The 12,446-nt window shown below is 71.7% G+C and carries 10 protein-coding genes; 6 read left to right on the forward strand and 4 right to left on the reverse strand.

Annotated features, from left to right (window positions below):
• The first annotated feature begins 53 nt into the window (after positions 1-53).
• The 4 genes from AC07DC_RS06150 (at position 54) to AC07DC_RS06165 (ending at position 5,892) form a co-directional block, all read left to right on the forward strand.
• Complete coding sequence (locus AC07DC_RS06150) at positions 54-1,310, forward strand: ABC transporter substrate-binding protein (RefSeq protein ID WP_478912243.1); 1,257 nt, start codon at positions 54-56, stop codon at positions 1,308-1,310.
• Positions 1,311-1,370: 60 nt separating this feature from the next.
• Positions 1,371-4,124, forward strand: a complete 2,754-nt coding sequence (locus AC07DC_RS06155; RefSeq protein ID WP_478912245.1) for an ABC transporter permease subunit — start codon at positions 1,371-1,373, stop codon at positions 4,122-4,124.
• On the forward strand, positions 4,121-4,894 hold the full coding sequence (locus tag AC07DC_RS06160; protein WP_478912247.1) for an ABC transporter ATP-binding protein: 774 nt from the start codon (positions 4,121-4,123) through the stop codon (positions 4,892-4,894). Before AC07DC_RS06155 ends, AC07DC_RS06160 begins: the two co-directional genes overlap by 4 nt.
• A gap of 212 nt (positions 4,895-5,106) precedes the next feature.
• A complete protein-coding gene (locus tag AC07DC_RS06165; protein WP_478912638.1) occupies positions 5,107-5,892 on the forward strand; it encodes an aldo/keto reductase in 786 nt (261 codons plus the stop codon).
• Positions 5,893-5,963: 71 nt separating this feature from the next.
• Here AC07DC_RS06165 and AC07DC_RS06170 read toward each other — a convergent pair whose 3' ends face one another.
• The 4 genes from AC07DC_RS06170 to sph all read right to left on the reverse strand — a co-directional run bounded on the left by AC07DC_RS06170 (position 5,964) and on the right by sph (position 10,725).
• Positions 5,964-6,659, reverse strand: coding sequence for a type 1 glutamine amidotransferase family protein (locus tag AC07DC_RS06170; protein WP_478912249.1), 696 nt, complete (start codon positions 6,657-6,659; stop codon positions 5,964-5,966).
• Between the two features lie 60 nt (positions 6,660-6,719).
• A complete protein-coding gene (locus AC07DC_RS06175) occupies positions 6,720-8,531 on the reverse strand; it encodes a vWA domain-containing protein (protein ID WP_478912251.1) in 1,812 nt (603 codons plus the stop codon).
• Positions 8,528-9,589, reverse strand: a complete 1,062-nt coding sequence (locus AC07DC_RS06180) for an ATP-binding protein (RefSeq protein ID WP_478912253.1) — start codon at positions 9,587-9,589, stop codon at positions 8,528-8,530. Before AC07DC_RS06180 ends, AC07DC_RS06175 begins: the two co-directional genes overlap by 4 nt.
• 131 nt (positions 9,590-9,720) lie before the next feature.
• Positions 9,721-10,725 carry a sphingomyelin phosphodiesterase gene (gene sph, locus AC07DC_RS06185; RefSeq protein WP_478912255.1) on the reverse strand — a complete coding sequence of 335 codons (1,005 nt, stop codon included), beginning with the start codon at positions 10,723-10,725 and terminating at the stop codon, positions 9,721-9,723.
• Between the two features lie 130 nt (positions 10,726-10,855).
• Between sph and AC07DC_RS06190 the strand changes: the two genes are divergently transcribed.
• Positions 10,856-11,686, forward strand: a complete 831-nt coding sequence (locus tag AC07DC_RS06190) for a hypothetical protein (protein ID WP_478912640.1) — start codon at positions 10,856-10,858, stop codon at positions 11,684-11,686.
• Between the two features lie 57 nt (positions 11,687-11,743).
• Complete coding sequence (locus AC07DC_RS06195) at positions 11,744-12,439, forward strand: esterase/lipase family protein (protein ID WP_478912257.1); 696 nt, start codon at positions 11,744-11,746, stop codon at positions 12,437-12,439.
• Positions 12,440-12,446: the final 7 nt, after the last annotated feature.

Below are 12,446 nucleotides of genomic sequence, written 5' to 3' on the forward strand. Positions count from 1 at the left end.
GTCAGGTCAACCGCAGAATGCAGGAACTCATCCGGCTCCGGAGGGATCCTGACGTGTCGCGACCGATCCGCTTCCTCGCCGCAGCCGCGGCCTCGCTGCTGCTCGCCACCGCCTGCAACTCCGCCTCCACCGGCACCTCCCCGCAGGACAAGGCCGGCGCCTCCGCCCGGGGTGTCACCGACGACTCGATCACGGTCGGCGGCATCGTCTCCAAGACCTCGTCGAGCGGGTACAGCAAGGCCGACACCGATCTCGGGGCCAAGGCCCGCTTCCAGCGCGCCAACGACGAGGGCGGCGTCAACGGCCGGAAGATCGACTACCTGGGCGCGGAGGACGACGGTCAGGACCCCAGCCGCAACCTGGCCGCCGCCCGCAAGCTCGTCCAGCAGGACAAGGTCTTCACCGTCGTGCCGATGAGCTCGGTCACCTTCTCCGGCGCCGACTTCCTCCAGCAGCAGAAGGTGCCGGTCTTCGGCTGGGGCACCTTGCCCGCCTTCTGCGGGCCCGCCACCACCTACGGCTTCAACGGCTGCCTGGTACCGAGCCCCGGCGGCACCATCACCCAGTCCTGGCCCGAGGGTCTGGCCCAGGCGCTCGGCGGGGCCAAGGACCGCAGCGTGGCGTTGATCGCCGCCGACAGCGACGCCGGCAAGTTCGGCATCAGGACCTACACCCAGGGCTTCACGGCCGCCGGCTTCAAGGTGACGTACGCCAAGGCCTCGGTCCCGGCCGCCGCCGCGCCGAGCGACTGGTCCGCGTACACCGGCGAGATCCTGAAGAGCAACGGCGGCAAGGCACCGGACGCGGTCGTCTCCGTGATGCAGACCCCGCAGAACATCGGGCTGTTCACCGCCCTCAAGCGCGCCGGGTTCCACGGCGCGCTCTCCGACCCCACCGACTACGACCCCGGGCTGCTCGCCAAGGCCACCTCCGCGCAGGCGCTCGACGGCGTCTACGTCCTGGTGCAGTTCGAGCCCTTCGAGTCGACGAGCCCGGCCATCGCGCAGTTCCTGAAGGACGTGCGGAAGGTCGGCGGCGCCGATGTCCGCCCCAACCTCCACATGATGACCGGCTATCTGTCGGCCGACCTCTTCCTGGCCATCGCGAAGAAGACCGGCCGCGACCTCACCACCGCCACCTTCCAGAAGGCGGCCGACAGCTTCGCGGACACCGGCAGCCCGGCGGGTGACCGGAGCTTCCCCAAGGGACACACCCAGGGCTTCGGCTGCGGCAGCCTGGTACGGCTCAAGGGCGGGACGTACGAGGTCGCCGTGCCCTTCAAGTGCTACCCCGCCATCCCGTTCAAGTAAGGCCTGCACCACCTCCTCAGGTAGTCACGTAGTCACGAGCGACCGCGGAAGGCAGTGGCCATGGGAGACCTGCTGGGCTTCGTACTGAGCGGTCTGGTGTCGGGCGCGCTCTACGCGCTGCTGGCAACGGGACTCGTCCTGTCGTACTCCGCCTCGGGCCTGTTCAACTTCGCGCACGGCGCCACCGCGTATCTGTGCGCGCTGGGCTACTACGAGCTGCACTCCGGTTTCGGCTGGCCGGCCGTCCCGGCGGCGCTGCTGCTGGTCCTGATCGTCGCACCGGCCACCGGGTGGGCGCTGGACCGGACGATGTTCCGGAAGCTGGCGAAGGCCGGGGAGACCGCGCAGATCGTGGCGACCATCGGCCTGCTCGTCGCGCTGCCCGCGGCCGGGCTGTGGGCGGTGGAACTCCTGCGGGACGCGGGCATTTCCGTGCAGCCCGCCGAGAACCAGTTCGGGCTGCCCGGCGTCGGGCCGAGCCCGGCGACGTCCTGGCAGCTCGTGGACGGGGTGGGCGTCGACTCCGACCAGCTGATCACCTGGATCACCACGGCCGTCGTCGCCCTCGGCCTGTGGGTCCTGCTCCGGCACACCACCCTGGGCCTGCGGCTGCGCGCGGCCGTCGACAACCGGTCACTGACCGAGCTGCGCGGGATCAGCGCGGACCGGCTGTCGTCGATCGCCTGGATGCTCTCCTCGGCGCTGGCCGGACTCGCCGGGGTGCTCGCCACCCCGCTGCTCGGTCTGTCCGCGCACGACTACACGCTCTTCCTCTTCGTGTCCGCGACCGCCGCCGTCCTCGGCCGCTTCGCGTCGATCCCGCTCGCGTTCGCGGGCGGCCTCGCCCTCGGCGTCCTGCAGAACCTGGCCGCCGGTTACGCCTCCTTCGCGGACCGGATCACCGGATTCCGTACCGCTGTTCCGTTCTTCCTGCTCTTCGCGGGACTGCTGCTGATGGCCCGGCGGCAGCGCGCGGCGGGCACGGCCGCGGCGGACGTCACCACCCCCGACTATCTGGCGGGGGCGTCCTGGGCGCGGCGCTGGGGGCCCTGGACGGCGGCCGCCGCGCTGCTCGCCGTCGCCTTCTACACCGTCACCACCCCGTTCTGGAGCGGTCTGCTCGCTCAAGGGCTCGCGATCTCCCTGGTGTTCGTCTCGTTCACCCTCGTCACCGGGCTCGGCGCGATGGTGAGCCTCGCCCAGGCCACGTTCGTGACCGGCGCCGCACTGGTGGCCGGTCTGCTGATGAGCCACGGCTGGCCGTTCGTCGCGGCGGCCGCCGCCGGGACGTGCGTCGCCGCGGTGCTCGGCGCGTTGGTGGCGCTGCCCGCTCTGCGGCTGGGAGGGCGCAGCCTGGCCCTCGCCACACTCGCGCTGGCCTTCCTCTCCGACCAGGTGCTGTTCCAACTGGGCTGGCTGCGCAACGGCGACGCGGGGTGGCCGATCCCGCGCCCGGTGCTGGGCCCGGTCGACCTGGGCGACGACCGGGCGATGGGTGTCGCCCTGATCGTGCTGCTGTGCGCGGTCGTCGCTGCGCTCAGCGCGCTGCGCGGCTCGGCGACGGGCCGCGCCGTCCTGGCGGTGCGGTCGGCGCCCGCCGCCGCGATGGCGTCCGGGGTCTCGGTGGTCCGTACGAAGTTGGTGCTCTTCGCGCTGTCCGCGGGGCTCGCGGGCTTCGGCGGGGTCATGTACGCCTCCTACAACACCCGGATCACCGCGACGGACTTCACCGCGCTGACGGGCCTGGTCTGGCTGGCGGTGGTCGTCGCCGCGGGGCTGCGGCGGCCGCAGTTCGCGGTGGTCGCCGGGCTGGTCTTCGCGATCGTCCCGCACCTCTTCCAGACCTATGTCACCGACTCCGCACACCTGCCGGTCATCCTCTTCGGCCTGGCCGGCCTGGCCCTCGCCAACGACCCGGACGGCTACTGCGCGGCGATATCCGTGCGGCTGCGCAGGCGGCGGGCGGAGCGGGTGACCCGAACGGAGCAGCCCGCAGCCGGTGTTTTTCCGATCCCGGCCACACCGCGCCGCCCGTTCGTGCCGCCCCCTTCCTCCGGTGGGCCGCCCGCGCTCGAACTGCGTGGCGTCCACGCGGGATACGACGGCGCATCCGTCCTGCACGGGGTGGATCTGACCGTCAGATCCGGTGAGATCCTGGCGCTGCTCGGTCCCAACGGGGCGGGCAAGAGCACCATCTGCCGGGTCGCCGCCGGGATGGTCGCGCCCGCGCGGGGCACCGTGCTGACGCACGGCAGGGACGGCACCCGGGAAGGCCCGGTCCAGCGCTCGCGCGGGGGAATCCTGCTCGCCCCCGAGGGCCGTGGGATCTTCGCCGCGCTGACCATCGAGGAGAATCTGACGCTGTATCTGTCCGACCGGGCTGCGCGCGGGCAGGTCTACGACCGCTTCCCGCAGCTCGCGGCGCGGCGCGGGGTCGTCGCGGGGTCGCTGTCGGGCGGCGAACAGCAGATGCTGGCGCTGGCCCCGCTGCTGCAGCGACCGCCGAAGGTCCTGGTCGCCGACGAACCCTCGCTGGGTCTCGCCCCGCGCGTCGTCGACGAGGTCTTCGCCGTACTCACCGAACTGCGCGCGGCGGGTACCGCGCTGCTGCTCGTCGAGGAGAAGGCGGCGGAGGTGCTCGGCCTCGCCGACACCGTCGCGTATCTGTCGTCCGGCGTGGTGTCGTGGTGCGGCCCGCGCGCGGAGGTGGAGACGGACCGGCTCACCGAGGCGTACCTCGGCATCGCGGCGTCGGCGGACAACGGCAGCCCGCCAGGGAACGCCGACATGGAGGGGGAGGTGGTCCAGCCATGACGGGTGAGGTGTTGCGGGCGGACGGCATCGGTGTGCGGTTCGGCGGCGTCCGCGCCCTGGACGGGGTCGGCCTCGGTGTCCGCGCGGGCGAGGTGTGCGGGCTGATCGGCCCGAACGGCGCGGGGAAGACGACGTTCTTCGACGCCGTCTCGGGCATCCGCCGCCCCGACGAGGGCCGGGTGCTGCTCGACGGCCGGGACATCACCGGCCGCTCTCCCGTCTGGCGGGCCCGACACGGCCTGCGCCGCACGTTCCAGCGGCAGCAGCTCTTCGGGCAGCTCACCGTCACCGACAACCTCGTCGTCGCCCAGGAGTGGGACGGCGGAGGAGGCGGTCTCGCGGCCGATCTGGTGTCGGCGCCGTCCCGCCGGTCGCGGGAGCGGGTGCGGCGGTCGAGGGCCGAGGAGGTGCTGCGCCAGTGCGGTCTGTACGAGCTGCGGTCGGCCTACGCGGGAACGCTCCCGGTCGGCCAGGCCCGGATGGTGGAGGTCGCCCGCGCGCTGGCGGACCCGCCCCGGGTGCTGCTGCTGGACGAGCCCGCCTCGGGGATGTCGGGTGAGGAACGCGAGCAGCTCGCCGATGTCGTGCGGCGGCTCGCCGCGCAGGAGGGGTGCGCGGTGCTGCTGGTCGAGCACAACGTGGCCTTCGTGATGGAGCTGTGCGCCCGCGTCGTCGTCCTGGACCTCGGGACGGTGCTCGCGCAGGGCAGCCCCGCGCAGGTCAGAGCCGATCCGGCGGTGCGTGACGCCTATCTGGGGACGACGGCCTGACTGGTGGGTCCCGATGGGTCGGCGTACCCGGCAAGTTTCCGGGCAGGAAACGTCCCCGGCAACGTTCCGGGCAACGTCCCCGGAAACGTTTCCGGTGAGCGGGAATGGGGGTCCGGAGGGCGTGGTTGCACGGAGAACCCTGTACGTCAACGTTAGGATCGCCGCTCGTGAGCAGCCAGGTCCCCTTCATCACCCTCAACAACGGCGTCCGGATGCCGCAGCTCGGTTTCGGTGTCTGGCAGGTGGGGGACGACGAGGCCACGGCCGCTGTCTCCACCGCGCTGGAGGCCGGGTACCGCAGCATCGACACCGCCGCGATCTACGGCAACGAGGAGGGCACCGGCAAGGCGATCGCCGCCTCCGCTGTGCCGCGCGAGGAACTCTTCATCACGACGAAGGTCTGGAACTCCGCACACGGCTTCGACAAGGCCCTCGCGGCCGTCGACGACTCGCTGGCCAAGCTGGGCCTGGACTACGTCGACCTGTACCTGATCCACTGGCCGACGCCGGCCCGCGACCTGTACACCGACACCTGGCGCGCCCTGGAGAAGATCCACGCGGACGGCCGTGCCAAGGCCATCGGCGTCTCCAACTTCGGCCCGGCCCAGCTGCGCCGGGTCCTGGACGAGGGTTCGGTCGTCCCGGCCGTCAACCAGGTCGAGCTGCACCCGGACTTCGCCCAGGCCCCGCTGCGCGCCTTCCACGCCGAGCACGGCATCGCCACCGAGGCGTGGTCCCCGCTCGGCCAGGGCAAGGGCCTGCTGGACGAACCGGTGATCGGCACGATCGCCGGGCGGCACGGCCGCACCCCGGCGCAGGTCGTCCTGCGCTGGCACCTCCAGGTCGGCAACGTCGTGATCCCCAAGTCCGTGACGCCGTCCCGGATCCAGCAGAACATCGATGTCTTCGACTTCGAGCTGACCGCCGCCGACATGGCGGCCCTCGCCGGCCTCGACGCGGGCAACCGCATTGGCCCGGACCCCGAGGCAGTCAACTGAGAACGTGATCCGATGGCGGCACCCGAACGGGTGCCGCCATCGTCATGTCCGCGGGCCGGTAACCGCGTCGCCTACAGCGTGAACGTCTCTCCTGCCCGGTAGGACCGTACGGTCGTCGCCTCACCCGCGCGCACCAGATGGACCCGGCCGAGGCCGTCGACCGTGCAGCGGCCGTCCTCCACCGTGAGCAGTGTGTTCTCGTCGATGGCGACGCCCACCGCGACGTCGCCGCGGGCCACCGTCTCGATGAGGCGGGCCAGGGTTCCCCACTGGGCCGCATGGGCCTCGACGGTGCACGGGACGAGGCCGAGCCCCGGCCGCAGGGTGATCTCGTCGAGGTCCTCGGCGGTCTCCTCCGGGCAGACCGGGATCCCGCCCGAGAGCCAGCCGCCGACCAGCGCCAGGTCCGCGGCGACGGCCGCGCCCGCCGAGAAGCCCGCGTAGGGGATCGACCGCAGCAGGTCCGCGTGCGCGGCGACGACATCGCCGTAGGCGGGGGTCAGACCGCCGCAGACCAGCACCGCGGCCGCCCCGTCCAGTGCGGAGGGGTCCAGCTCCCCGCCGGGCGGCACCAGCACGGGGTACGGCCGGCAGGGCGCCACGGTGCGCAGCGCCGCCTCGTACCGGCCGAAGTCGGCCGCCCCGACACCCTCGTCGATCAGCAGGCACGCCACGACCGGGTCGGGGCCCGCCGCGGCGAGGAACGGCCCGTACACCAGGGGCGCGGCGGCTTCGTTCCAGCCGCCACCGATCAGATACGTCTCCATCCGGCCGAGTCTGCCGCCCCGTCCCCCGCACCGCACCACATTTCACGGCCCGCCGACGTGTCACACCATCCGGAAGACCGGACCCTTCGGGACGAACGGGAGCACCGCGCCGCGCGGTACGAGGTACGCGTGCTCGCGCCGCGGGCGCAGCACGTCGCACTCGGCGTCGGTGATGATCAGGACGGGGGCGGTCGGCGGGAAGTCGTCCGCGCGGTGCAGGAGGTCCAGGGCGGGCTGGAGCACGGTGCCGCCGCGCCCGTGGATACGGACCCGGCCGGCGATGTCCGCGACCGGCACGTAGCCCGCGTCGTGCGCCGCCGCGTCGCACATGACGACGCGGGCGGCGGGCACGTCGCGGGCCGCCGCGTACGAGGCGATGGCGCCCAGCGCCTTGCCTATCAGCGTGGTGCTCATGGATCCCGAGGTGTCGAGGACGACCCCAAAGGTGCAGCGGGCCACCTCCTCCGGCGGGAAGTACCGGCCGGCGCGCGGGATGTCGGGGGTGGACGACTGGCGGCGGGAGGGGCGGGCGTAGGAGCGGACGGGTTCGGGACGCGGGACGTACTCGTCGAACCAGCGGGCGAGTTGGGCGTCCCAGGCCAGCGGCGGGTGGCTGAGCGCGTTGATCTCCTCCACGAGCCCGGCCGGGAGCAGCCCGCGCTCGCGCGTCGAGTGCAGGTCGAAGCCGGTCATCAGTCCGCGGCGGTAGAACTCGTCGAGGTCGACCCACTCCGCCGGCTGGGCGGGTCGGGCCAGCGGCTCACCGAGGATGTCGCCCTTGCCCTTGCCACGCAGCGTCGCCAGCCGTCGCATCCGGCGCAGGTCGGTGGCGATGCGGTCGTAGACCTCCTCGGCGGACAGGCCCTTGAGCTCGGGGTCGTGCAGGAGACCGGCGGGCATGTCGCCGACGTCCATCTCGACCAGCCAGGCGTTGATGACGTAGTCGGCGGCGACGTTGAACAGGTACGGGTCGCGGCCGCCGCAGCGCTCACCGTGCCGCAGGGCGGCGTGCAGCATCTCGTGGCCGAGGATGAAGCGCCACTCCTCGTCCGTGTGGCTGATCAGCGGGTTGATGTAGATCTCGGCCGCTTCGGCGCTGACCGCGGCGATGGATATGCCGTGCGCGCGGGCGAGTTCGGCGTCGGCGACGAGCGTCATGCCCGCGGCGATCCCGCCCAGCAGCGGGTACGAGGACACGAACCAGTTGAGCGCGCGCTCCCAGGGCCGCTGCTCCAGGCGGGCTCCGGTGAGGCTGTCGCGGCGGCCGCCCGCCATGTCCATCGCGGCGGACACCGTACGGGTCAGGGCGTGCGCGAGCGCGTTGCTCCAGTCCGGCAGGGCGCCGCGCCAGGCACTCCACTCGGTGAGCAACTGGTCGGGTTCGCCGGGGCCGGCGGTGCCGCAGTCGGTGTAGGCGGGCGGGATGCCGTCACGGCGGAAGCGCTCGGCGAGCTTGTCCTCGTCGCCGTCCGGCCAGCTGCGCGGCAGGTGTTCGGGCGTTTCCCCGACGGGCATCACGGCCAGGAAGCGGTTGACGACCACGCAACGGGCGGTGAGGTCGTACACGTCCGGCTGCTGGCGCGGCCCGGTGGCGGCCGGCACATGGCCGAAGCCGAGGTGCAGCAGGCAGTGCGCCAGCGCCCAGGCCCACGCGGCCGGGTCGGCCCGGCGGTACGGGTGGGCGTGGACGGTGCCGCTGGAGTCGACCAGGGCCAGGCCGTGCTCCGGGCGGTGCTTGCAGGTGGGGTCCCGGCAGAACGCGACATCGAGGGCGGACAGCGCGGGGTGCGCCGAGATGACAGAACACGCCTGCAGATACGCCGCGTCGGCAAGATCCCGCTGCTTGTCGGGCTTCTTGGCGCGGGCCTTCACCGGCGCGCCTCGACCAGCCGCGGCATGTCGCGGGCGGCCTCGACGAGGAACCAGGCGGGCAGCACGGGATTGCCGTCGATGTCGTCCGCGATGACGGTCTGGGCGACCTCGACGGAGATCTCCGCGAGCTGCACGAGCAGCGCCTTGGACCGGAAGGCGGTCTGCCGGACGGCGGCGGAGGCGTGCTCCTTGCGGGCCGGCAGCTCCTTGGCGAGCCGGCCGCGGAACGCGTCGGCGAGGTAGTACAGCAGATCGCGGTCCTCGATTCGGCGCGGCCAGGGGGCGTCGCCCTTGAGGATCGCGTCGAGCCCGTAGGCGTTGCGGACGATCTTCGCGTAGCCGCAGAAGGAGACGGCGTGCGCGGGGGTGAGCGTGCCGTGCGTGATGACCTTGAGGGTGTCCTCGTCGAGCGTCGGGCCGAAGGAGTGCAGCGCGTCGGAGAGCATGTGCCATGAGCGCGGGGTGGAGAACGCCTCCTCGGTCTTCGGCGCCTTCGACCACAGGTGGTCGGGCCGGTCGGTGAGGTACTCCACCACCCAGGGGTGGATGTCGTTCTCGCCCGCCCACACCAGCCAGTCCTTCGCGGAGGCCTGCAGGTGGACGTGGGTGAGGCGGTTGATGAGCGCGGACGCGATCGGGCGAGCGAGCGCGTTGTCGGTGGACCGGTTGCCCGCGCCGATGACGATGGAGCCCGCGGGCAGCTCGTAGGAGCCGATCCGGCGGTCCAGGATCAGCGAGTAGAAGGCCTTCTGGACATCGGGCGTCGCCGCGTTGAGCTCGTCCAGGAACAGGCAGTACGGCTCGTCGCGCGCGATGGCCTCGGGCGGGCAGAAGCGCGTCCGCCCGTCGTGGATCTGCGGAACACCGATCAGGTCCTCGGGGGCGAGCTGGGTGCCCAGCAGCGAGACGCACTCCAGACCGAGCGACTCGGCGAAGGCCCTGACCAGGGAGGACTTGCCGATCCCGGGCGCACCCCAGAGGAACACCGGACGCACGGTGGCCAGCCCGAGCAGCAGCTCGGGTATGCGGGTGGGCGTGACGGTGATGGCGGACTGCACGGTGCGGGCTCTCCGGGACGGTGAGTGGAGCGGCGGGTGTTGATTACCCAGCGTGACGGCCGTGGATGGTCCGCACAACTGGTTTTCCCGCCGCCGCACCCACTTCTCCGCCCCTGGAGAGGAGTTGCCGGCTACACGTCGCCCGCGACCAGCGGGTAGTGGTCGGAGTAGTCGGTGTACGAGTACGTGGTGCCCCAACTGGATACGGACCACTTCGGCGAGTGCTCGTCCACGACGCGGTTGTTCCAGTGGGCCGGCCGGGCATGGCCGTTGCGCAGCAGTGCGTGGTCCAGGCGCTGCCCCGGGTCGTTCGGGTAGCGGTCCCGGGCGACGGAGTTGGTGACGGGGTCGAAGCTGTCGGCGGGGCCGGGGTTGGCGTCGGGGGCCGCCGCGTCGAGGTCCGCGAGCAGGCCCGGATAGTCGCCGCCGTGCGCGTCGATGTTGAGGTCGCCGGCGATGATGACGGGTTCGGCGGCGGGGATGTTGCGGGCGTCGAGGAAGGCGTCGATCTCCTGGTCCTGGCCGTGCCGGATGCTCGCGGCCGCGCCGGAGCCGCAGGAGGAGTCGTCGGCCTGGGTGTGGGTGCCGACGATGTGCACGCGGGTGCCGTTCACGTTCAGGACGACGTACACGAAGCCCTTGTTGGAGTAGTAGTCGGCGCCGCAGCCGTCCGCGTAGACATGCTGCACCTTCTCCAGAATCGGCCACTTGCTGACGACGGCGACACCGCCGTCCTCCGGGGTCCAGGAGCTGTACGCGCCCTCGGTGCGGTCCCAGCCGCTGGTGGAGCGGCCGAGAACGGGCGTCTGGTACGGGTAGCGGCCCTTGACGTTGCCGAGCAGCCGGTCGGACGCGGCGTTGTCGAACGCCTCCTGGAATATGACGACATCGGCGTTCTGCGTGTAGCCGGCGTTCGCGATCAGGTCCGCGCGCTGCAGCTGCCCCCAGTTCGGGTACAGGTTGCGCGACAGCATCATCACGTTGCTGGTCACGAGCTTGATCTGGGGGACCTGCGGGCTCTGCGCCGTGCGCGCCGCGTCCGCCGTACCGGCGGGGGACGCGACGGCGGGCGTGGTGGCGGCGGAACCGAGCAGGAGCACGAAGGCACAGGCGGTGGCGGCTCGGGCAAGTCTCACGGAACACTCCCGGTGAACGTGGGTGGAGAAGCAGCGGAAGCCTAGGGGGACTTGGTTACCGAAGGGTAGATACGTGCGGACATCCGGTCTACGATCTGCCCCCTGATGTCAAACTGACGGAGGATCAGTGATCGCCAAGCCGCTCCATGCCACCGCCGTACTGGCCGGTGCCATCGCCCTCGCCCTCGTCGGCTCCACCGCCTCGGCCGCGTCCCCCGGTGGCTGGACCCCGTCCGGCACCTCGTACACCGGCTCCCTGACCGGCGGCGAGGGTGTGGCCAGCCGCGCCGACGGCTCGCTGCTCTACCGAGGTCTCGGCTCGATCCCGATCGCCCTGCGCATCGAGGGCTGGAACCACATCGGCGACCCAGACATAGCCCAGGGCCATGTCTTCGACGCCTACCAGGGCGGGGACGGCGCCACGTCGAAGATGTACACGGTCACCACGCCCGGCGGACAGCGCTACGAGTACGTCCACCAACTCGACCCCGGCGAGGCGCTCAACAACTCCTTCGCCGCCGTCTCCCCCGACGCGCAGTGGCTGGTCTCCGGCGAGTGGGGCACCCGCGACCGCCTCCAGGTCTTCCCGGCGCCACTGCTCAACCCGGCCACCCCGCGCACCGGCGGCGCTCTCGCGCAGGCCGGGCAGATCACCCTGAACCGCGCGGTCGACAACATCCAGGGCTGCGACTTCGTCTCCGACACCCGCCTGGTCTGTGTCTCCGACGACGACGCCAAGGACCTGCTGCAGGTCGATCTCCCGCACGCGCTGGACGGCACCGCGGTCACCGGCCAGGTGACGACGCTGCTCCAACTACCCAAGCGCAGCATCTGCTCCGGCACCTTCGAGTCCGAGGGCATCGACTACGACCCGCGCTCCGGCACGCTGCGCGCGGAGGTCGTCCAGCCGGGCATCTGCATGGTCTCCACCACGGTCTACTCCTACTCCCCCACGAGTTAGGAGGGATCCGCGCGCACCGCGGCCCGGCCCGTCCCCCCACCTCGTAGGAGGCAGTTCATGCGTCGCAGATCGACCGTGCTCCTGTCCGTACTCGGCGCCCTGGCCCTGCTGTTCGGCGCGGCGCCCGCGTCGATGGGCGCACAGCCCGCAGGACCGCCCGCGCACCATCCGGTGATCTTCGTCCACGGCTACAACGCCGACCCCGGCGTGTGGGGCGGGATGATCAGCGACTTCAAGGCCGCCGGTTACACCGACGACGAGTTGTACAGCTGGGGGTACGACACCCACCAGTCGGTCAACGAGGTGCTGGCGGGCCGGTTCACCGACTACGTCAACTCCGTGCTGAGCAGGACCGGCGCGTCCAAGGTCGACCTGGTGGCGCACTCCTTCGGCAGCCTGACCACCCGCTGGTACGTCAAGTTCCGCGGCGGTACGGCCACCGTCGACCACTGGGTCTCCCTCGGCGGTCCGAACCACGGCACGTACACCTCGTGGGCGTGCGTGATCTGGGACCAGGCGTGCCGCGACATGTCGCCGGGGTCGTACGTGCAGAACCAGTTGGCGGCCGGGGACGAGACACCGGGCGCGGTGAAGTACGCGACCTTCTGGTCGGAGTGCGACGAGGTCATCAACCCGGACAGCAGCGTCGCGCTCAGCGGCGCCGTCAACACGGACGCGGGGTGCCTCAACCACAATGACCTGCTCGGGGACGACGGGGTATCGCAGGGAGTACACGATTTCCTCGCCGGCTGATGACTCC

It is taken from the genome of Streptomyces sp. NPDC045021 (genome assembly GCF_056432645.1).